The sequence below is a fragment of the Actinospineispora eucalypti genome (assembly GCF_039543365.1).
Lineage (GTDB): Bacteria > Actinomycetota > Actinomycetes > Mycobacteriales > Pseudonocardiaceae > Pseudonocardia > Pseudonocardia eucalypti.
The window spans coordinates 41047-61442 of record NZ_BAABJP010000037.1 but is presented as its reverse complement, the minus strand read 5'-3'; the positions used below and the strand labels follow the sequence as shown (position 1 = coordinate 61442).

General features: G+C 73.0%; 17 protein-coding genes. 7 read left to right on the top strand and 10 right to left on the bottom strand.

Going from position 1 to position 20396, the window contains the following annotated elements:
- Positions 1-24 precede the first annotated feature (24 nt).
- From ABEB12_RS29275 to ABEB12_RS29255, 5 genes are all read left to right on the top strand, one after another.
- Positions 25-1479, top strand: a complete 1455-nt coding sequence (locus tag ABEB12_RS29275) for a 4-hydroxyphenylacetate 3-hydroxylase N-terminal domain-containing protein (protein WP_185059810.1) — start codon at positions 25-27, stop codon at positions 1477-1479.
- Positions 1476-1889, top strand: coding sequence for a Rid family hydrolase (locus ABEB12_RS29270; protein WP_185059809.1), 414 nt, complete (start codon positions 1476-1478; stop codon positions 1887-1889). The genes ABEB12_RS29275 and ABEB12_RS29270 overlap by 4 nt, the downstream gene beginning before the upstream one ends.
- The gene (locus ABEB12_RS29265) at positions 1886-2560 is read left to right on the top strand and encodes a DUF1028 domain-containing protein (protein ID WP_185059808.1); all 675 of its coding nucleotides are present in this window, start codon (positions 1886-1888) and stop codon (positions 2558-2560) included. The genes ABEB12_RS29270 and ABEB12_RS29265 overlap by 4 nt, the downstream gene beginning before the upstream one ends.
- A 460-nt stretch (positions 2561-3020) precedes the next feature.
- Positions 3021-4160 (top strand): amidohydrolase, encoded by a 1140-nt coding sequence (locus ABEB12_RS29260; protein ID WP_185059807.1) that lies wholly within the window; start codon positions 3021-3023, stop codon positions 4158-4160.
- Positions 4157-5557 carry a cytosine permease gene (locus ABEB12_RS29255; protein ID WP_185059806.1) on the top strand — a complete coding sequence of 467 codons (1401 nt, stop codon included), beginning with the start codon at positions 4157-4159 and terminating at the stop codon, positions 5555-5557. The genes ABEB12_RS29260 and ABEB12_RS29255 overlap by 4 nt, the downstream gene beginning before the upstream one ends.
- Here ABEB12_RS29255 and ABEB12_RS29250 read toward each other — a convergent pair.
- Genes ABEB12_RS29250 through ABEB12_RS29230 form a run of 5 tightly spaced genes read right to left on the bottom strand, consistent with a single transcriptional unit; the run spans position 5478 to position 11663 of the window.
- Entirely contained in the window at positions 5478-6557 is a 1080-nt protein-coding gene (locus tag ABEB12_RS29250) for an alpha/beta hydrolase fold domain-containing protein (protein ID WP_185059805.1), read from the bottom strand. The two genes, ABEB12_RS29255 and ABEB12_RS29250, sit on opposite strands and share 80 nt — an antisense overlap.
- Positions 6558-6560: 3 nt before the next feature.
- A complete protein-coding gene (locus tag ABEB12_RS29245) occupies positions 6561-8270 on the bottom strand; it encodes an AMP-binding protein (protein ID WP_185059804.1) in 1710 nt (569 codons plus the stop codon).
- Entirely contained in the window at positions 8267-9223 is a 957-nt protein-coding gene (locus tag ABEB12_RS29240) for an SDR family NAD(P)-dependent oxidoreductase (protein WP_221497595.1), read from the bottom strand. The genes ABEB12_RS29245 and ABEB12_RS29240 overlap by 4 nt, the downstream gene beginning before the upstream one ends.
- Positions 9220-10191: a short-chain dehydrogenase/reductase gene (locus ABEB12_RS29235; protein ID WP_185059803.1), complete on the bottom strand. Its 972-nt coding sequence runs from the start codon at positions 10189-10191 to the stop codon at positions 9220-9222. The genes ABEB12_RS29240 and ABEB12_RS29235 overlap by 4 nt, the downstream gene beginning before the upstream one ends.
- Positions 10188-11663, bottom strand: a complete 1476-nt coding sequence (locus ABEB12_RS29230) for an NAD(P)-binding domain-containing protein (RefSeq protein ID WP_185059802.1) — start codon at positions 11661-11663, stop codon at positions 10188-10190. Before ABEB12_RS29230 ends, ABEB12_RS29235 begins: the two co-directional genes overlap by 4 nt.
- 96 nt (positions 11664-11759) lie before the next feature.
- On the opposite strand from ABEB12_RS29230, the gene ABEB12_RS29225 reads away from it, so the two are divergent.
- A complete protein-coding gene (locus ABEB12_RS29225; RefSeq protein WP_185059801.1) occupies positions 11760-12752 on the top strand; it encodes an AraC family transcriptional regulator ligand-binding domain-containing protein in 993 nt (330 codons plus the stop codon).
- 19 nt (positions 12753-12771) lie between these two features.
- On the opposite strand, the gene ABEB12_RS29220 is transcribed toward ABEB12_RS29225, so the two are convergent.
- From ABEB12_RS29220 to ABEB12_RS29210, 3 genes are all read right to left on the bottom strand, one after another.
- Positions 12772-14031, bottom strand: coding sequence for a deoxyguanosinetriphosphate triphosphohydrolase (locus ABEB12_RS29220; RefSeq protein WP_185059800.1), 1260 nt, complete (start codon positions 14029-14031; stop codon positions 12772-12774).
- Positions 14028-14633 carry an ElyC/SanA/YdcF family protein gene (locus tag ABEB12_RS29215; protein WP_185061206.1) on the bottom strand — a complete coding sequence of 202 codons (606 nt, stop codon included), beginning with the start codon at positions 14631-14633 and terminating at the stop codon, positions 14028-14030. The genes ABEB12_RS29220 and ABEB12_RS29215 overlap by 4 nt, the downstream gene beginning before the upstream one ends.
- 86 nt (positions 14634-14719) lie before the next feature.
- Positions 14720-15778, bottom strand: a complete 1059-nt coding sequence (locus ABEB12_RS29210) for an XdhC family protein (RefSeq protein WP_345703244.1) — start codon at positions 15776-15778, stop codon at positions 14720-14722.
- A gap of 111 nt (positions 15779-15889) precedes the next feature.
- Between ABEB12_RS29210 and ABEB12_RS29205 the strand changes: the two genes are divergently transcribed.
- Positions 15890-17311: an MFS transporter gene (locus ABEB12_RS29205; RefSeq protein WP_185059799.1), complete on the top strand. Its 1422-nt coding sequence runs from the start codon at positions 15890-15892 to the stop codon at positions 17309-17311.
- A gap of 68 nt (positions 17312-17379) precedes the next feature.
- Here the strand turns inward: ABEB12_RS29205 and eat are convergent, their stop codons facing one another.
- Complete coding sequence (gene eat, locus ABEB12_RS29200; protein WP_185059798.1) at positions 17380-18825, bottom strand: ethanolamine permease; 1446 nt, start codon at positions 18823-18825, stop codon at positions 17380-17382.
- A gap of 74 nt (positions 18826-18899) precedes the next feature.
- Entirely contained in the window at positions 18900-20312 is a 1413-nt protein-coding gene (locus tag ABEB12_RS29195) for a glycine--tRNA ligase (protein ID WP_185059797.1), read from the bottom strand.
- Between the last annotated feature and the right edge of the window lie 84 nt (positions 20313-20396).

Here is a 20396-nt window from a genome sequence, read left to right as displayed (position 1 = left end):
CGAGCCACCAGGAGCCAGTGACCGATGATTCGCACCGCCGAGGAGTACCTCGAGTCCATCCGGGACGGCCGCGAGGTCTGGATCGACGGCGAGCGGGTGAAGGACGTGCCCGACCACCCGGCGTTCGCGCCGGCGGTGCGCAACCGGGCGCGGATCTACCAGCTCGCCCATGAGCCGGACACCCAGCCGACGATGACCTACCTGGACGAGCAGACCGGCCAGCGCAACGCCATCGGCAACAAGCTCCCCCGTAGCCAGCGGGACTGGTGGGACAAGCGCACGGCCGTGGACACCGTGCTGGACGACCTGCGCGGCGTGGTCACCCGGGTCGGCGACGAGACCGTCGGCGAGATGTGGTCGCTGTTCGACGGGCAGGACGTGCTGAACGAGGTGGACCCCCGGTTCGCGGCGAACATCCGCACCCACATCGCCCGCTCGGTGCAGGGCGACCCGTTCCACGTCTCGGCCAACACCGACCCCAAGGGCGACCGGTCCAAGCGCCCCCAGGACCAGGACCCGGACATGCTGCTGCACGTGGTCCGCGAGACGGACAGCGGAATCGTGGTGCGCGGCGCCAAGTACGAGACCGCCGCCGCCTACGCCAACCAGGCGTTCACCAAGCCGACCATCGCCAACTGGGGCAGCGACGAGCTCTCTGACTACGCGGTCGGGTTCATCGTGGACATGGGAGCGCCGGGGCTGCGGTTCATCTGCCGCTCCGGGTTCGCCGGCCGGGGCACCCCGAGGGACTACCCGCTGGCCAACCGGGTCGACGAGATCGACAGCCTGGTGATCTTCGACGACGTGCACATCCCGTGGGAGAACGTGCTGTTCTACCGGCACACCCGGGCCGCCGCGTACATCCGCGCCACCCTGCACCGCTACAGCGCCTTCGCCTACACCCAGCGGGTCGAGCGCCTGGCCGACCTGATGATCGGCGCGGCGCTGTGGAACGTGAAGCAGACCGGCCTGCACCACCAGCCGGCCGTGCAGGAGAAGCTGGCCGACCTGGCCATCTACCGGGAGGGCATCAACGCGCACCTGACCGCGTCGATCGCGCTCGCGCAGGAAAGCCCCGGCGGGCTGCTCATGCCGAACCAGTCGCTGCTCTACACCGGCCGGGTGCTGGCCACCCGGGGCCTGCCCGGCGCCATGCACACCGCGCGCGAGCTGTGCGGCGGGCAGATCTGCATCACCCCGGACGCGGCCAGCTTCGACGCCCCGGAGATCGCGCCCTGGCTGGAGAAGTACTACTCGATCAACGAGAACTGGCTGGCCGAGGACCGGCGCAAGCTGCTCGCCTTCGCCCGTGACCTGGTGAACAGCGACTACGCCGGGCACCGGCTGACCTTCCAGCTGTTCGCCCAGTCGCCGCCGTTCGCCAACCTGGGCGCGGTCTACCGGAACTTCGACTTCGACGGACCCCTGGACCTGGTGCGCCGGGCCGCCGACCTCTCCGACCGGGTGGCCGCCAAGTGAGCAGCCACACCAGGATCCGCAAGTTCAACACCCGGGACACCTACCCCGAGCAGAACCTGGACAACGACCTGTGCCAGGCGGTGGTCGCCGGCAACACGGTCTACCTGCGTGGGCAGATCGGGCAGAACCTGGACACCTCGGAGTCGGTCGGCATCGGGGACGTCGAGGCCCAGGCCGAGCAGGCCATGGCCAACATCGACCAGCTGCTGCGCGAGGCCGGCTCCAGCCTGGACCACCTGGTCAAGGTCACCGTCTACCTGGTCGACCCGCGCTACCGGGAACCGGTGTACCGGGCCATGGGCCGCTGGCTGACGGGGGTCTTCCCGGTTTCCACCGGGCTGGTGGTCTCGGCGCTGGCCCGGCCGGAGTGGCTGGTGGAGATCGACGCGATAGCGGTGCTGCCGGCATGACGTTCTCCCTGGTCGCCCGGGATCCGGGCAGCGGCGCGTTCGGCATGGTGGTGTCCTCCTCCAGCCCGGCGGTGGCGGCCCGGTGCGTGCACCTGCGCGCCGGGGTCGGCGGGGCCGGCTCGCAGAACATCACCGACCCCCGGCTCGGGCACTGGCTGCTGGACCTGCAGGCGGCCGGGCTGGGCGCGGCCGACGCGCTGGCCAAGGTGGTCCGGGACACCCGGCACATCGAGTACCGGCAGCTCACCGTGGTGGACGCGGCCGGCCGCGTGGCCGGGTACTCCGGCCGGCGCACCCTGGGCACCCACGCGCTCGTCCGGGGTGACGCGGCGGTGGCCGCCGGCAACCTGCTGGCCAACGACGGGGTGCCGGCCGCCGTGCTGGCCGGTTACACGTCGAGTACAGCGGGCGAGTTCGAGGAACGGCTGCTGGCCGGGTTGCGCGCCGGGCTGGCCGCCGGCGGGGAGGCGGGGCCGGTGCACTCGGCCGGCCTGGTGGTGGTCACCGACCAGCCGTGGCCGGCCACCGACCTGCGCGTGGACTGGTCCGACGACCCGATCGACGACCTCGAGGCCCTCTGGCGGGTCTGGGCACCCCAGCGCGACGACTACGTGCGCCGCGCACTCGACCCGGCCGCCGCCCCCTCCTACGGCGTCCCGGGGGACCGGTGAGCGGGCGGCGCCGGTTTAAAGATCGGCTCGGACGGCGCGAGTTGGGCGGTCTGCCGCGGCTTCGGCGCCGCCCCTCGGGTCCGGAGCTTGCCCAATTACGCACCATAACCGCAGATCGCGGCGGCGGAGGCCGATACGGGCGGCGGCCTCATCGACATCGACACCAGTCTGGTCCTCACCATGATCGAACCAGACTCACGTCGATCTCGATGCCCCCGCCGCTCCTAAGGCCCGGTTCGACCGTCACGCAAAGTAACCCGAACCGAGGAGGCACCTCCCAAACGCAACCGGCGCCACCCAGGCAACGGCAGACCACCCAAACCGCGCCGTCCAAGCCGGTCCTTGAACCGACACCACACCCAACCGGCGGCCAAAGTGGTCCGCGCTCCGGTGAGCACGCACCGGTCGGGGGCACGAGGTGAGCCGCGCCAAAGAGGTAGCGCGCGCCGGTGGGGGCGGAATGAGCCGCCTCAAGGATGCGGCCAGCGCGGCCGTCGCCGACCGGGCCGACGAGCTGGTCGAGCTTTCGCACCGGATTCATGCGCATCCGGAGCTGGGGTTCGCCGAGCACCGGGCGGTGGGCTGGCTGGGTGAGGCGCTCACCGGGCTGGGCTACCGGGTGGAAACCGGCGTGGCGGACCTGGACACCGCGTTCCGGGCCACGATCGGCGACGGGCCGCTGCGGGTGGGCATCTGCGCCGAGTACGACGCGCTGCCCGGACTGGGCCACGCCTGCGGGCACAACATCATCGCGGCGTCCGCCGTCGGTGCGGCCGCCGGGCTGGCCCCGCTGGCCGACGAGCTGGGGTTGACCGTGTCGGTGCTCGGCACGCCCGCCGAGGAAGGGGGCGGCGGGAAAATCCTCATGCTGGAACGGGGTGCGTTCCGGGACCTCGACGCGGCGCTGATGGTCCATCCGGGGCCGCTGGACGTGGCCCGGGCCGAGCCGTACGCGGTGGAGCACACCCGGATCCGCTACCGGGGCGCGGCGGCGCACGCCGCCGCGTACCCGGAGCGCGGGCGCAACGCCGCCGACGCGTTCACCGTGGCCCAGGTGGCCATCGGGCTGCTTCGCCAGCAGCTGCCGGCCGGCGTGCGGGTGCACGGCGTGGTGACCAACGGCGGCGAGGCACCGAACGCCATCCCGGAGCGGACCGAGGGCCGCTGGTACGTGCGCGCCGGCTCGCTGGAGGAGCTGGCCGAGATCTCCCCCCGGGTGCGGCGGTGCTTCGAGGCGGGGGCGCTGGCCACCGACTGCGAGTTGCACACCGAGCCGGAAAGCGCGCCCTACGCCGAGTTCCACACCGACGAACGGCTGCTCGCGCACTACGTCCGCAACGCCGAGGCGCTGGGCCGGCGGTTCACCCCGCCGGACACCCCGGAGGCGCGGATGAACCGGGCGTCCACCGACATGGGCAACGTGTCGCACGCGGTGCCCGCCATCCACCCCTACATCGGCATCGACTCGCTGCCAGCGGTGAACCACCAACGAGAGTTCGCCGCGCACTGCGTCACCCCGGCCGCCGACCGGGCACTGCTGGACGCCGCCACCGCGATGGCGTGGACGGTCACGGACCTGGCCCAAGGAGGACAACGATGACCTCGCCCGAACAAGCACCCCTGCTCGAGCGGCACACCATCGGCTACGTGCCGCCCACCGAGCGGCACGGCCGGGTGCGCGACCTGTTCACCCTGTGGTTCGGCACCAACATCGCCCCGCTGCCCATCGTCACCGGGGCGCTCGGCCCGGCGCTGTACGGGCTGGACCTGTGGTCCAGCCTGACCGCGATCGTGGTCGGGCACATGGTCGGCGGCGTGTTCATGGCTCTGCACTCGGCGCAGGGGCCACAGATGGGCATCCCGCAGATGATCCAGAGCCGGGGCCAGTTCGGCTCCATCGGCGCGCTGCTGGTGGTGGCCATCGCCGGCGTGATGTACGTCGGCTTCTTCGCCTCGAACATCATCCTGGCCGGCAAGTCCCTGCACGGGATCACGCCGGCGGTTCCGCTGAACGCCGGGATCATCATCGGCGCGCTCGGCTCGGCGTTGATCTGCGTGATCGGCTACAAGCTGATCCACATCCTGAACAAGATCGCCACCTGGGTGCTCGGGCTGGGCATCCTGGCCGGGTTCGTGGCCATCGTGGTGCACGGGCTGCCCGCCGACTTCGCCAGCCGGGGCCACTTCACCTTCGCCGGCTGGCTGGCCACCGTGGCGCTGGGCGCGCTGTGGCAGATCGCGTTCGCGCCGTACGTGTCGGACTACTCCCGGTACCTGCCGGAGGACACCGGGGTGGCCAGCTCGTCCTCGGCCACCTACTTCGGCTGCGTGCTCGGCTCCGGGCTGTCCTTCGCGTTCGGCGCCGTGCTCGCGCTGGCCGCGCCGGAGGGCACCGACACGATGGTCGCCGCGCAGACCCTCACCGGCGGGTTCGGCGCGGTTCTGCTCCTGCTGTTCCTGCTCAGCGTGATCAGCCACAACGCGTTCAACCTGTACGGCGCGGTACTTTCGCTGATCACCACGGTGCAGACGTTCCGGGCCGGCTGGACCCCGGGGGCCCGGGCTCGTGCGGCGGTGTCCGCGCTGGTGCTGGTGGTGTGCGTGATCATCGCGCTGGGCGCCTCGGCCGACTTCGTCACCCAGCTGGTGCACCTGGTGCTCGCGCTGCTCATCGTGCTGGTGCCGTGGACGGCGATCAACCTGATCGACTACTACCTGATCCACCGGGGCGACTACGACATCGAGTCGATCTTCCGGCTGGACGGCGGGATCTACGGCCGCTTCAACCCCCGGGCGCTGATCGCCTACGCGGTGGGCATCGCGGTGCAGATCCCGTTCATGAACACCGACGTGTACGTCGGGCCGGTGGTCGGGCTGGTCGGCGGCGCGGACCTGTCCTGGCTGGTCGGACTGGTGATCACTGCGCCTCTTTACTACCTGCTGGCCCGTCGGACTCGTGCCCGGGAGCATTCGGTGGCGCTGTCACCCGCTGGATGAACGCGCCGGCCTCGATCAGCGCGGCGGTGGCTTCCGGGAGCAACCCGGCCAGCACCGGGAACGCGTGCACCTGGCCCTGCCAGATCTGCAGCGTGCAGTCCACCCCCGCGCCGGTCAGCCGGGCGGCCATGTCCTCCGCGTCGCAGCGGAGGAACTCGCCCGCCGCCACCTGCATCAGCACCGGCGGGAGGCCGCGCAGATCGGCCTCCACCGGGGAACGGGCCGGGTCCGGTTCGGCCGCCACCATGCCCAGTACCAGTGGCAGCCGGGCGCCCGGAATGTACGCGTCCCGGCGCAGGTTCCGGTGCGCCAGCTTGGCCGTGCAGTCCCAGTCCAGCAGCGGGGAGAAGCCGACGATCCCGGCCGGGGCCGGCAGCCCCGCCTCCCGGGCGGCCAGGGCCACGCGGAACGCCAGGTAACCGCCCGCCGAGTCGCCGGCGAACACCACCCGGTCCGCTCCCCGATCCAGCAGGTGCCGGTAGGCGGTGAGCCCGTCGGCCGTCGATCCCGCTGGGTCGGCCACCGGGTACTGCCGGTACGCCACGGACAGCACCGGCAGCCGGGACGTCCGGGACAGGGCCGAGACGCAGCGCCGGTGCGTGCCCACCCCGCCGATCACGAACCCGCCGCCGTGCAGGTACAACACCGCGCCGGTGTCCCCCGGCGTAGCCGGCACCGAGCGGGCGCCCAGTTCGGTGCCCGCGGGAAACGCCCGCGCGGCCGGCACCGAACGGGCGCCCAGTCCGGCGCCCGCGGGAACGTCGCGGACGCCGTCGGCCCGCACCCACTCGGAGTCGAAGCCGTTCAGCCGCACCGGCTCGGTGCGGGTGCCGGCCGGCGCCCGGCGCAGCCCGGCCACCCGTTCCAGCAGCGGCGCGACCCGCAGCGCCGCCGGGGTGAGCGGCCAGTACCGGAACACCGGACGGGCCACCAGCCGGGCCGCCCCGTGGATCACCCTGGCCCGAGCACTGAACCGCGCCCGCCGCTCGACGCCGGGCATGGGCTAACGCCCCTGTGAGTGATTTGTGTGGCTATAGCCACACAAATCACTCACAGGCACCTCGCGCAAGCGAGCGTGCAGGATCTTCCCGGTGGCGTTGCGCGGCAGCTCGTCCAGCAGCACCAGCTCGCGGGGCACCTTGTAGCGCTCCAGCCGGGCCCGGACGTAGTCCTTCACCTCGTCCAGGGTGATGGTGGTGCCGTCCCGGGGCACCAGGTACGCACGCATCCGGCTGCCCAGGTCCTCGTCCGGCACGCCGACCACCGCCGCCTCGGCCACGTCGGGGTGGCCGGCGAGCACGTCCTCCACCTCGTTGGTGAAGATGTTCTCCCCGCCGGAGACGATCATGTCGTCGGCCCGGCCGACCACGAACAGGCGCCCTCGGTCGTCCAGCCGGGCCAGGTCGCCGGTGCTCAGGTGGCCGTCCACCTCCTCCTTGCGCTCGGTGCCGCCGGTGTACCCGGCGAACATCATCGGGCCGCGGGCGAACAGTTCGCCCACCTCGCCCGGCGGCGCCTGGGTGCGGTCCGGGCGCAGGATGCGCAGGGACACCCCGGGCAGCGCGCGGCCCACCGTTTCCGGGCATTCCCGCAGGTCCTCGGGCGCCGCCAGGGCCAGAACGCCCAGTTCGGTGGCGCCGTAGGCGTTCACCAGCACCGGGCCGTAGCGCTCCTGCAGGCGCCGGCTCAGCGCCGGGGAGACCGGTGCCGCGCCGGTCAGCACCAGCCGCACCGACGAGGTGTCGTACCGCTGCCCGTCCGGCAGGTCGAGGATGCGCTGGTGCATGGTGGGCACCCCGGGCAGCACGGTCACCCGGTGCCGCTCGACGGCTTCCAACACCCGCGACGGGTCGAACGACCGCCGGGTCACCACGGTGGCGCCCAGCGCCAGCCCGGCGGTCAGCATGCCGAACCCGTAGAAGTGGAAGAATGGCGGCGCCGCGTAGATCACGTCGGTGGTTTCCAGGGCCAGCACCGGCAGCGCGCCGGCCATGGACAGCCCGGCGGCGATCCCGGTCTGCCGGGGCGCGCTCTTGGCCAGGCCGGTGGTGCCCGAGGTGAGCATGGTGATCGGCCCCTGCAGCCGCCCGCGCGGCGCGTCCAGGCCGGAACCGGCCAGCGCCTCCAGCGTGATCCCCGCCCCGGGACCCGGCGCGTCTCCCTCTCCGGGTCCCAGCGCGATCACCGTCGGCCCGGCATGGGCCGACGAGGGTAGCTTCTCGAAGAACTCGGCGTCGGCCACCAACAGCTCCGGCCGGTGCCGGGCCAGGATCCGGGCCAGCTGGTCCGGGGCCAGCTCGGTGTTCAGCAGGACCAGCTCGGCGCCCAGCCGGGAGGCGGCCAGCACCGCCTCCGGGAAGTGCCGGTGGTTGCGGGCCAACACCGCCACCGCGGAACCCGGCCCGATGTGCCACGCCTCGTGCATCGCCCCGGCGACGGCCACCACCCGCCGGTGCAGCTCGGCGAAGCTGATCTCGCCGAACTCGTCGATCATCGCCGGCCGGTCGGGGAAGCGCGCCGCGGCCAGCTCGGCCAGCAGCGCCAGGGTGCCGCCGTTGCGGGCCAGGGCCAGCACGGTCCGGGGCAGCCGGTGGGGCGGCGGCAGCAGCCCGCCGCGCAGCACCGGCGGCACCGCAGCCGCGACGGCCAGCGCCAGCTCGGCCCGGCCTCGCAACGCGGCGCCGATCGACCCCGTACCGATCGAGCCGATCATGACGCCTGCCCGGGCAGCGAGTCGTCGTCCAGCACCAGCGGGGTCTGCGGTACGGCGGACATCCGGCTCTCCCGGGTCTCCGCGATCCGCGAGTACGGCTCGACCAGCCGCTCCACCGGCACCCTGACCGCCTCCAACAACGGGTGCGCGAGCAGCATCGGGCGGAACGCCGCCGCGCTCGGCCGGCGCACCATGGCCCGGGCGACCCCGCGCGCGGCCTCCTCCGGGTACTGCCCGGGCAACCAGCGCAGCAGCCGGTCCGGCGCGCTCATCCGGGTGTACACGTGGCCCAGGTAGTACTGGGTGCAGGCCACCCCGTCCGCCCGCACCTCGGGGGCCAGCGAGCGCAGCCACCACTCGAACGCCTTCTTGGTGGACAGGTAGAACCCCCAGCGCGGCGCGGGGAAGGCCAGCGCGCCGACCGTGGAGATGTTGATGATGTGCCCCCGCCCGCGCTCCCGCATGTAGGGCAGCAGGGCCAGGGTGAGCCGGACCGGGCCGAGGTAGTTCACGGCGGCCATCGAGTTCAGATCCTTGGGCCGGCGGTAGGAAAGGTCGATCGCCCGGTTCATCGACTTGCCGGCGTTGTGGACGAGCACGTCCACCCGGCCGTGGTCGCGCAGCACCCGGGCGGCGAACGCGCGGACCGCGCGCTCGTCGCCCAGGTCCACCACGTACGGGTAGGCCCGGCCGCCCCGGGCCCGGATGGTCTCGGCCACCTCGGCCAGGCGGTCCTCGGTGCGCGCGCAGATCACCACGATCGCGCCCGCGTCGCCACACAGCTCTGCCAGCGCGGCGCCCAGCCCGTACGACCCGCCGGTGATCAGTACGACCCGCCCGTCGATGACCTTGGCCAGCTTTCCGCTGTCGGCGTTGCGCAGCATCCTCGGCGAGGTCAGCCGGCCGAGCAGGCGCCACGGCACGCCGCGGCGCAGCGCCGATTCGCGGCTCACCGCCGGGCCTTCGCCTTCGAAGCCGCCGCGTTCCGGTCGGCCGCCGCCGAAGCCGCCCTCGGGGCCACCGCGTTCGAAGCCGCCGCGTTCGAAGCCACCACGTCCGAACGCACCGCGTTCCGTTCGGCGGTGGACGTGCCCAGCTCGCCGAGCGCGCCGAACATCCGGTCCAGCACGCCCCGCGCGGCGGTGGCCAGCAGCAGGTCGGCCGCCGCCGAGTTGATCACCGGACGCAACCAGTGCAGCAGCGCGCCGGCCTCCGGCACGTAGACCCGGCGGGCCCGCCGGCGGATGCCGCGCACGAACGCGTCCGCGCACTCCTCGGCGGTGCGCGCGCCCAGCAGCCGGCTGGCCGGGCCGTTCACCAACCGCTCCACCAGCGGCATCTCGTCCGCGACGTCACCCACCAGGTCGGTGCGAATGATCGACATGTGGGTACTGCCCACCGCCACGCCCCGGCCGCGCAGCTCCAGCCGCAGCGCGTTGGCGAACGCCTCCACGCCCGCCTTGCTCGCCCCGTACGCGCTCCCCCCGGGCAGCGGGATCAGCGACGCCAGCGAGGCCACGACCAGCACGTAGCCCCGGCTTTCCAGGATGGCCGGCAGCGCGGCGCGCACGGTGCGGAACACCCCGGTCAGGTTGATGTCCACGGTGCGGGCGAACGCGTCGATGTCCGTGCGGTCGGCGGTCTGCCAGCTGGCGATGCCGGCGTTGGCCACCACCACGTCCAGGCCGCCGAACTCGGCCAGCACCTCGGCCACCGCCTTGTCCAGCGCGGCGGAGTCGGTGACGTCGGCAACCACGCCGAGGTGACCGGAGTCGAGGTCGGCGGCGACCTGGCGGACCCGGTCCTCCCGGTCCAGCAGCGCCACCCGGGCGCCCTCGGCGGCCAGCCTCGCGGCGGTGGCCGCGCCGATGCCCCGCCCGGCACCGGTGATCAGTACTCGTTTCCCGGTCAGGTCGCTCATCGGTTTGCGGCTCCTTCGGCGTGGATATCGAACTCGTGCGTGTGGGGGTCGGCGAGCATCGCGGTGTGCCGCCCGGGCGACCACGGCCACACCTCGGGCTGCCCGTCCTGGCCCAGGTACCAGCTCTGGCAGCCGCTGGCCCAGACCGTCCCTGGCATGGCCTCGCGGATCCCTTGGTTGAACCGCTCGGTGGCTTCCGGGCTCGGGGCGGCGGTGGCGTAGGCGCCGCGCCGCCAGCCCTCGATCCAGCGCAGCGCGTAGTCGGCCTGCGCCTCCGCGATGGGTACCAGGGAGAAGTTGCCGATCGGGCTGTGCGGGCCCATCAGCATGAAGAAGTTGGGGAAGTCCGGCAGGGCCACCGTGCGGTACGCGCGCGGCCCCTCCGCCCACGCCTCGCTGAGTGTGCGCCCGTTGGGGCCGGTCAGCTCGATCGGCCGCAGGTAGGCGCGCGCGTCGAAGCCGGTGGCCAGGACCAGGACGTCCAGCTCGTGCAGCCGGCCGTCGGCGGTGACGATGCCGCGCGGCTCGACGTGGTCGATCCGGTCGGTCACCACGTCCACGTTCGGCCGGGACACCGCCCGGTAGAACCCGTTCGAGATGACCAGGCGCTTGCACATCGGCTGGTAGTCCGGGGTGAGCTTGGCGCGCAGCTGCGGGTCGCGCACGGTGCGCAGGTTCAGCCGGCAGGCCTCGCTGATCAGCGTGCGCTGCCAGCCGGGGCGCAGCATGCCGGCCACCAACACGTTGAACGCCTGTTTGACCACCTCGTACTCGGCGGCGGTGAGCGCGGGCACCCTGGCCCGCAGCGCGCGGCTGAGCGGGTCGTTGCGCCAGTTCGGCAGCGGCAGCACCCACTGGGCCGTGCGCTGGAACAGGCGCAGCTCGGCCACCCTCGAGGCCAGCCGGGTGACGATCTGCACCCCGGTGGACCCGGTGCCGACCACGGCCACCCGTTTGCCGGCCAGCGGCACGGTGTGGTCCCAGCGGGCGGAGTGGAACGCGGCGCCGCCGAACTCGTCCAGGCCCGGAATGTCCGGCTGCACCGGCCGGTGCAGCACCCCGGTGGCCGAGACCAGGAAGTCCGCCTCTCGAACGTTCCCGGCCGCGTCACGGACCCGCCACCGGCCGCCGGTGAACTCGGCGCCGACCACCTCGGTGCCCAGCCGGATGTGCTCGTCCAGTCCGTGCCGCTTGGCCACCGAGCGGAAGTACCGGTGGATCTCCGGTCCGGCCGAGAACCCGTGCGACCAGCGCGGATTCCGCGCAAACGTGTACTGGTAGAAGGCCGAGGGGACGTCGCAGCGCAGCCCGGGGTAGGTGTTGTCCCGCCAGGTGCCGCCGACGTCGTGCGACTTCTCCAGCACGGTGAAGTCGGTGATCCCGGCCCGTTTCAACTTGACCGCCATGCAGATTCCGGACATGCCGGCGCCGAGCACGATCACCTTCGGCTGGCGGAGTCGCTGTGTGGCCATGGGGAAAAGTTAGGCGCGCGGACCGCCGGGGCTCGACGACCGCGGCGGCCAACTTTCTTGACCGAACCGATCACGAACCTGGTAGCTTCCGCAAGCGTGGAGGCCATTCCGGCCAGCTTCGTGCTCGCCGCCGCCGGCATCGCCGCCCGCAAGGGCTGGGACGTGCCGGCGCTGCTGCGCGCGGCCGAAGTCGCGCCGGCCCAGTTCGTCGCGCCCCGCCCGGAGATCACCGGCGACCAGCTGATCCGGCTGGTCCGGGCCTGCTGGCGGCAGACCAACGACGACCTGCTCGGGCTGGGCAGCCGGCCGGTGCCGCCCGGCACGCTGCGGATGATCTGCTTCGCGATGGCCAGCGCGCCGGACGTGGAAGCGGCGATCGCCCGCCTGCGCAAGTTCGGCGACGCGCTGCCCGGGTTGTCGCCGATATCGCTGTCGGTGGACGGCGAACTGGCCACGCTCACCATCGACACCGGCCGGCTGGACGACCCCGACCACTTCCTCACCGTGCTGCACCTGATCGCCGCGCACCGGGTGATCGGCTGGGCGACCGGCCGGAGCGTGCCGCCGCGGCGCGTCGAGCTGCCCTTCCCGACGCCGCCCCACGCCGCCGACCTGGAGCTGGTGTTCGGCCAGCGGCCCCGGTTCGGCGCGCCGACGGCGACGCTGGTGCTGCCCCGGGAGATCCTGCGCGCACCGATCGTGCGCACCGAGGAGGCGATGCTGGCCTTCCTGGAGACCGCGCCGGCCGACCTGCTGCTGAACCGGCCGGCCGACTCCGTCTCCCAGCTGGTCCGGCGGGCCGTGGAACGCGGCGTGCGGGACCGGGACCCGGTCACCGCCGCCCGGCTGGCCGAGCAGCTGGCGATGAGCGAGCCCACGCTGCGCCGCCGGCTGCGCGAGGAGGGCACGTCGCTGCGGGAGATCCGCGACGAGGTGCTGCGCGCCGCCGCCATCGCCAGCCTGGAACGCGGCCAGGAGCCGATCGCGGCGCTGGCCGTGCGGCTGGGCTTCTCCGAACCCAGCGCGTTCACCCGCGCCTTCCGCCGCTGGACCGGCCGCTCCCCCCTCGCCTACCGCCGCGGCGCCTGAGCCGAGCGGGCGAGCCGAATCAGCGGCAGAGGCGGGTGTGCCAGGAGTGCGCCTGCTGGTCGGTGAGCGAGGCCACCTGGTCGATCACCACGCGCAGCCTGGCCGCGTCCTCGCCGGCCGCCCGCCACGCCTCGCGCAGCGGGCCGTCCAGGCTGTCCGGGGCGCCCGCCACCACCGCCTCCACCAGCTCGCGCAGCAGCTCGCGCTGGCCCGCCTGCATGCGCAGGCGGGCCGGGTCGGCCATCACGTAGCGCACCGCCATCGCCTTGAGCAGGGCCACCTCGGCGGCCACCGGCGGCGGCACCACCAGGTCGGCGGCGTACCGGCCGAGCGGCCCCGGGCCGTACACCTCCCGGGTGCCCCGCGCCGCCGCGCCGACGAACCGGCTCACCAGCTCGCTGGTCATCCGTTTCAGCGCGATCTGTGCCTCACTGGACCCGGGGAAGCCCGGTGACCGGGCCACATCGGCGATCACCGGCAGGGCCATCAGCCGCTCGCCGGCGTCCGCGCAGGCGTCCGGGTCGGCGCCGAAGTTGGCGCCGGCCAGCCCGGCCAGCGCCTTCCGCTCCCCGGGATCGGCCAGCGCCGCCAGGCCGATCCGGCCGGCCAGGATGCCGTCCTCCACGTCGTGCACCGAGTAGGCCACGTCGTCCGACCAGTCCATGACCTGCGCCTCGAGGCAGCGCCGCCGGTCCGGTGCACCCTCCCGCAGCCACGAGAAAGCGGTGAGGTCGTCGGCGTACACGCCGAACTTGCGCTCACCGTCCCGCCGCACCCACGGGTACTTGCAGCAGGCGTCCAAGGACGCCCTGGTCAGGTTCAACCCGGCCCCGACGATCTTCGGCTCGAGCCGGACCAGGGTGCGCAGGGTCTGCGCGTTGCCCTCGAAGCCGCCGTACCCGGCGGCCGCCTCGTCCAGCGCCTTCTCCCCGTTGTGCCCGAACGGCGGGTGCCCGATGTCGTGCGCCAGCCCGGCGGTGTCCACCACGTCCGGGTCGCAGCCCAGCTCCTCGGCCAGGCCCCGGCCGATCTGCGCCACCTCCAGCGAGTGGGTCAGCCGGGTGCGCGGCATGCCGGTGATCTCCGCGCCCTCGCCCGGCCCGACCACCTGGGTCTTGCCGGCCAGCCGGCGCAGCGCGGCGGAGTGCAGCACCCTGGCCCGGTCCCGGGCGAACGGACCCCGGTGCGCCGCACGACCCGACCCGCCGTCCAGCCCGGACACCTTCGGCGGCTCGGCGCACATCCGGGCCCGCTCGGCGGCGGAGTAGTGGAAGGTCACCCCAACCCGTATCCCTCGTTCTCCAGCGACGAGTTGGTCAGCCAGTAGTAGAGCAGCGCCCCGGTCTCCCGCACGATGTACCGGACCTGCGTCTCCCTGGTCTGCACCACCGGGCCGCTGCGGGTGGGCGAGGTCCACGCCTCCAGGCCGAAGTCCCGGGCCATGGTGCGCGCCCGCAGCGAGTGCCACGGGTCGCTGACCAGCAGCGAGGTCCGCCAGCCCTTGCGGGTCGCATCGGCCGCCGCCGGGCGCAGGCTCTCCAGCGTGCTCGAGCCGGCGCCGATCGACGTGACCACATCGGCCGGCACGCCGCGCTGCAACAGGTAGCGGCGGCCCGCGTCGGCCTCGGTGAAGCCGTCCCCGGCCTTGCGCCCGCCGACCGTCATGATGTGCGTCGCGATGCCCTGGTTGTACAGCTGCTGGGCGTGCCGCAGCCGGGCGGCGAAGATCGGGCTGGGCGACCCGTCGTACTGCGCCGCGCCGAGCACGATCACCACGTCAACCGGCCGGCGGTCGTCCAGCCGGGCCACCTGCCAGACCCGGAACGCGGTCCCGGCCAGCACCAACGCCGCCACCAGGAGCAACCCGGCGACGACGCGCAGGAACCAGCGCTTCTTCCGGCGGGGCGGTTCGGCCGGCTGACCGGGGGGTCGGGCGGGGGCGGGTCGGGTGAGGCGTAACGGCACGGTCAGGCGCCGATCCGGCCGGCCGCGCCGGCCAGTGCGGACCCGGTCCGTCCGGCCCGCTCGGCGATCACCTCGGCCACGACGGAAACCGCGGTCTCGGCGGCGGTGCGCGCGCCGAGGTCGAGGCCGACCGGGCCGTGCAGCCGGGCCAGCTCCCGCTCGGACAGCCCGGCGGCGAGGAGCCGCTCCCGCCGCGCGGCCTGGGTGCGCCGCGAACCCAGCGCGCCGATGAAACCACGCCCGCCGGTGATCCCGTCGAGGAGCAACGCGTCGAACGCCGGCGCGTGGTCCAGCAGCACCAGCACGTCGGCCTCGGTGAACCCGGCCAGCGCGGTGCGCGCCTCGGCCAGCTCGGTGACCGCGCGGCCGGCCCAGCCGAGCAGCTCGGCCTGGGCCAGCAGCGCGCCGCCGATCGCCCCGGAACCGACCACGAGCAGCGTGGGCACCGGCACCCACAGGTCCAGCAACAGGTCCACGCCCTCGGCGGTGAGCCGCTCGGTACTGGTGGCGCCCCGGCGCAGCAGTTGGCGCGCGGCTTCCCCGGCCGCACCGTCGGCGGCCTCGGTACCGAGGCCGCCGTGCGCCTCGGTCAGCTCCGCACCGGTCAGCACCAGGTGCGCGGTGCCGTCGGCGGTGCTGGCCAATGCGGCCGGCCGGCCCTCGGCCAGCGCCGCGCCCAGCGCCTCGGCCAACTCGGCCGGCAACGCGTGCCCGAGCAGGGTGGCCCCGCCGGCGCAGGCCAGCCCGGCGGCCACCGCGTCCGGTTCGGTCACGTGGGCGTCCGCCACCCTCGGCCGGCCGGGCGCGGCCTCCCGGGCCAGCGGCACCGCCACCGGGTCCAGCGCGCCGAGCAGCAGTCGGCCGGCGGTCTCGCCCTCGGCGTTGCCCGCCAGCAGCTGGCCGGGCTCGACGGTGCCGAACCCGTGCCGGTCCAGCACCCGGACCACTCCCACCCCGCGCGCGGCCCACTGCCGCAGCGCGCTGCCGAGCCGGCGGGTGTGCTCCGAAGCCGGTCGGTTCGCCGGCCGAGGCATCGGCTCCGAAGGGGAAAGGTCGACCACGCAACCAGCGTACGGGTCGGACGGGACCGGAACGGGGGCGGACGCCCCGCGCTGCCACTCCCGTCACACAATCTTGACCTCAACTGTTGTTCAGGTCGGAGCCTCAGGGACATGACTCTGACCGAACCTCCCCGCGCCGGCTGGGGCGCGCTGCTGAGCCGCCGGTACCTCGGCGTGCTGGTGGTGCTGGCCGGCGGCGTCGCGCTGTACGCGACGAACGTGTACGTGACGATCAGCCTGCTGCCGTCGGCCGTGGCGGACATCGGCGGGGAACGCCTCTACGCGTGGAGCACGACGATCTTCCTGCTCGCGTCGGTCGGCTCCGCCGTGCTGGTCAGCAAGGTGCTCGCCGGCCAGGGCGCCCGGCGGGCGTACCTGATCGCGCTGGGCCTGTTCGTGGCCGGCACCGTGGTCTGCGCGGTCGCGCCCAGCATGCCAGCGCTGCTGGCCGGGCGGGCGGTGCAGGGCGCGGGCGGCGGCCTGCTGGCCGGCCTGGGCTACGCGCTGATCCGGTCCACGCTGCCGGCGCCGCTGTGGGCCAGGGCGAGCGCACTGGTCTCCGCGATGTGGGGCGTCGGCACGTTCGTCGGCCCGGCCCTGGGCGGGGCATTCGCGGAGTTCGGCGTGTGGCGCGGGGCGTTCGTCGCGCTGGGACTGGTCGCGGTCGGGGTGGCGGCCGTGGTGCCGCGCGCGCTGCACGGCGAGCGCGGCGACGCGCCGGCGCAGCCGTTCCCGGTGGTCGCGCTGGTGCTGCTGGCCGCCGCGGCGCTGGTGGTGAGCACCGCCAGCCTGTTCCCCGTGCTTTCGGTCAACCTGGTCGGCATCGTCGCCGGGCTGCTGCTGATCGCCGGTTTCGTGGCCTACGAGCGGCGGGCCGGGGTGCGGGTGCTGCCGGCCGAGACGTTCCGGGGAGGTTCCCGGCTGCGCTGGATCTACGCGGCCATCGCACTGGTGTCCATGACCGCGATGGTGGAGGGGTTCATCCCGCTGTTCGGCCAGCGCCTGGCCGGCCTGGCCCCGCTGGCCGCCGGCTTCCTCGGCGCCGCGCTGGCCCTGGGCTGGACACTGGGCGAGATCCCCAGCGCCGGCGCGGAACGTCCCGCCGCCACCCGGCGGATCATCATCGCCGGCCCGCTGGTCATCGCTCTGGGCCTGGCCGCCGCCGCACTGACCATGCGCCAGGACCCGGGTGGCTGGCTGCTCGCCGCCTGGGTGGTGGCCTTCCTGGTCACCGGCGCGGGCACCGGAATCGCCTGGCCGCACCTGGCCACCTCGGCGATGGCCAGCGTGACCGACGCCGGGGACGGCACAGAGGGCGACAAGGCGTCCGCCGCGATCAACACCGTGCAGCTGGTGGCGAACGCGTTCGGCGCCGCGCTCACCGGGGTCGCGGTGAACCTGGGCGAGCCGGACCCGCTGCGCTCCGCGCACTACCTCTTCGCCGGCTTCCTGCTGGTCGCCGCCCTGGGCGTGGCCGCAGCGGTCCTCAGCACCCGCCGCAACCACCCTGATTCAGTCACTTCAGCACCCTGACTCAGTCAACACTGTTTACTGAAACAGTGTGCTGAAGTGACTGAATCGGCGGGATGGGGTGACCTGGCTCAGTCGGCGAGTTCGGCTTCGGCGCGGGCGATGGCGGCGAACTCCTCCTCCGGCGCGTTGGCCACCAGCCGGTGCCGGCTGTAGAACCAGAAGTAGCCGAGCGCGACGACGAAGATGCCGGCGGTGATCGCGGCCGCCTTGGGGTCCACCACGAAGGTGGCCACCACCGCCGCCGCGGCCAGCACCAGGGCGACGCCGCTGGTCAGCACGCCGCCGGGGGTGCGGTAGGGCCGGGCCATTCCCGGCTCCCGCACCCGCAGCACGATGTGCGCGACCATCATCAGCACGTAGGACACGGTCGCCCCGAACACCGCGATGTCGATCAGCAGCGCGCCGTTCTTGGTGACGGCGGCGAGCACGAAGCCGATGGTCGCCGGCACGATCAGGGCCAGGTACGGCGTCTTGCGCCGGCCGGTCACCGACAGCTTCCTCGGCAGGTAGCCGGCCCGGGAGAGCGCGAACAGCATGCGGGAGTACGCGTAGATGATGGAGAAGAAACTGGCCACCAGGCCGGCCAGGCCGACGTAGTTGACGAACTGGGCCAGCCAGGTGTCCGTGCCGAAAGCGACCCGCAGCGCGTGCGGCAGTGGGTTGTCCGACTCCTTCATCGCCGACGAACCGGCCGCCCCCGGGCCGACGAACAGCATCAGCGCGGCGAAAACCAGCAGCACCGCCATCGCGCCCAGGATGCCGCGCGGCATGTCCCTGGCCGGGTCGCGCGCCTCCTCGGCGGCCAGCGGGACACCCTCCACCGCGAGGAAGAACCAGATCCCGTAGACCAGCGCGGCGAGCACCCCGGCCACCCCGAACGGCAGGAACGCGCTGGCCCCGAGCGCGTCGGTCGCCGGGATGTCCAGCAGCTTGCCGAACTCGAACCGGGGCAGCATGCCCACCACGAAGGCGATCAGCGCGAGCACCGCGATCACGGTGATCACCATCATCACCTTCAGCGCCTCGCCCACGCCCCACAGGTGGATGCCCACGAAGACCAGGTAGCAGACCAGGTACACCGGCCAGCCGTTGGTGATGCCGAACAGGCCGAGCGACTCGATGTACCCGCCGATGAACACCGAGATCGCGGCGGGCGCGATGGCGTACTCGATCAGGATGGCGGTGCCGGTGGCGAACCCGCCCAGCGGGCCGAGCGCGCGCCGGGCGAACCCGTAGCCCGCCCCGGCCACCGGCATCGCGGTGGCCATCTCGGCCAGCGCGAACACCATGCAGGTGTACATGGCGGCCATCAGCACCGTGGCGATGGCCAGACCGCCCCAGCCGCCGTGCTGGAGCCCGAAGTTCCACCCGGCGAAGTCACCGGAGATGACGTAGGCGACGCCCAGCCCGGCCAGCAGCACCCAACCGGCGGCACCCCGGCGCAGCTGTCGCTTCTCCAGATAGTCGGCCTGTACCTGGTCGTACTCGACGTGTTCCCGCTCGCGACCGGCCACGGACGTACCCCGTTCTACTAGCTGAGAGAGCTAGATTCGGGTATCCGCAACCCGCCGTCAACGACGGCGGGGAATCAGCAGCCGATCAGCCGACCGGCCAGGTAGGACTCCACCTGGTCCAGGGCCACCCGGTCCTGCGTCATGGTGTCCCGCTCGCGCACGGTGACCGCGTGGTCGGTGAGCGTGTCGAAGTCCACGGTTACGCAGAACGGCGTACCGACCTCGTCCTGACGGCGGTACCGGCGACCGATCGCGCCGGCGTCGTCGAAGTCCACGTTCCAGTGCTTGCGCAGCGCGGCGGCCAGGTCGCGGGCCTTCGGCGAGAGGTCGGCGTGCCGGGACAACGGCAGCACCGCCGCCTTCACCGGGGCCAGCCGGCGGTCCAGCTTGAGCACCACCCGCTTGTCCACGCCGCCCTTGGCGTTGGGGGCCTCGTCCTCGGCGTAGGCGTCCACCAGGAAGGCCATCAGCGAACGGCCGACGCCGGCGGCCGGCTCGATCACGTACGGCCGGTAACGGCTGCCCGACGCCTGGTCGTAGTAGGACAGGTCCACGCCGGAGTGGTTGGAGTGGGTGGTCAGGTCGAAGTCGGTGCGGTTGGCGATGCCCTCCAGCTCGCCCCACTCGGAGCCGGTGAAGCCGAAGCGGTACTCGATGTCCACGGTCCGCTTCGAGTAGTGGGAGAGCTTCTCCTTGGGGTGCTCGAGGTGCCGCAGGTTCTCCGGCTTGATGCCCAGGTCCGTGTACCACGCGGTACGCGTGTCGATCCAGTACTGGTGCAGCTCCTCGTCGGTGCCCGGCTCGACGAAGTACTCCATCTCCATCTGCTCGAACTCGCGGGTGCGGAAGATGAAGTTGCCCGGGGTGATCTCGTTGCGGAAGCTCTTGCCGATCTGGCCGATGCCGAACGGCGGCTTGCGCCGGGAGCTGGTCAGCACGTTCAGGAAGTTGACGAAGATGCCCTGCGCGGTCTCCGGGCGCAGGTAGTGCAGGCCATCCTCGGACTCCACCGGGCCGAGGTAGGTCTTGAGCATCATGTTGAAGTCGCGCGGCTCGGTGTACTCGCCCCGGGTGCCGCAGTTCGGGCAGGGCACGTCGCTGAGGTTGTCCTCGGCCGCCTCCTTGCCGGTGCGCTCCACGTACTCCTCGGCGAGCTGGTCCGCGCGGAACCGCTTGTGGCAGCTGGTGCACTCGACCAGCGGGTCGTTGAACACGCCCACGTGGCCGGAGGCCACCCACACCTGGCGGGGCAGGATGACCGAGGAGTCGAGGCCGACGATGTCGTCCCGGCCGGTCACCATCGAGCGCCACCACTGGCGCTTGATGTTCTCCTTGAGCTCGACGCCCAGCGGACCGTAGTCCCAGGCCGACTTGGTACCGCCGTAGATCTCACCGCACGGGAATACGAACCCTCGGCGCTTGCAGAGGGCTACGACGGTGTCGATCGTGGTGGAGGACGGCTTGCTGGGCACGGGATAAGGCTCCATGGTTGCGGTACAACTACAAATGCACGACTCCGCAAGCGTACCCAGCCGACACCACCGGGTTACCGGCCGGCCGACCAGTTGACG

Bases quoted from the DNA above. Each gene is read 5' to 3' on its own strand.
- ABEB12_RS29275 (WP_185059810.1), top strand. From the start codon at position 25: ATGATTCGCACCGCCGAGGAGTACCTCGAGTCCATCCGGGACGGCCGC.
- ABEB12_RS29265 (WP_185059808.1), top strand. From the start codon at position 1,886: ATGACGTTCTCCCTGGTCGCCCGGGATCCGGGCAGCGGCGCGTTCGGC.
- ABEB12_RS29260 (WP_185059807.1), top strand. From the start codon at position 3,021: ATGAGCCGCCTCAAGGATGCGGCCAGCGCGGCCGTCGCCGACCGGGCC.
- ABEB12_RS29255 (WP_185059806.1), top strand. From the start codon at position 4,157: ATGACCTCGCCCGAACAAGCACCCCTGCTCGAGCGGCACACCATCGGC.
- ABEB12_RS29250 (WP_185059805.1), bottom strand. From the start codon at position 6,557: ATGCCCGGCGTCGAGCGGCGGGCGCGGTTCAGTGCTCGGGCCAGGGTG.
- ABEB12_RS29245 (WP_185059804.1), bottom strand. From the start codon at position 8,270: ATGATCGGCTCGATCGGTACGGGGTCGATCGGCGCCGCGTTGCGAGGC.
- ABEB12_RS29235 (WP_185059803.1), bottom strand. From the start codon at position 10,191: ATGAGCGACCTGACCGGGAAACGAGTACTGATCACCGGTGCCGGGCGG.
- ABEB12_RS29230 (WP_185059802.1), bottom strand. From the start codon at position 11,663: ATGGCCACACAGCGACTCCGCCAGCCGAAGGTGATCGTGCTCGGCGCC.
- ABEB12_RS29205 (WP_185059799.1), top strand. From the start codon at position 15,890: ATGACTCTGACCGAACCTCCCCGCGCCGGCTGGGGCGCGCTGCTGAGC.
- ABEB12_RS29195 (WP_185059797.1), bottom strand. From the start codon at position 20,312: ATGGAGCCTTATCCCGTGCCCAGCAAGCCGTCCTCCACCACGATCGAC.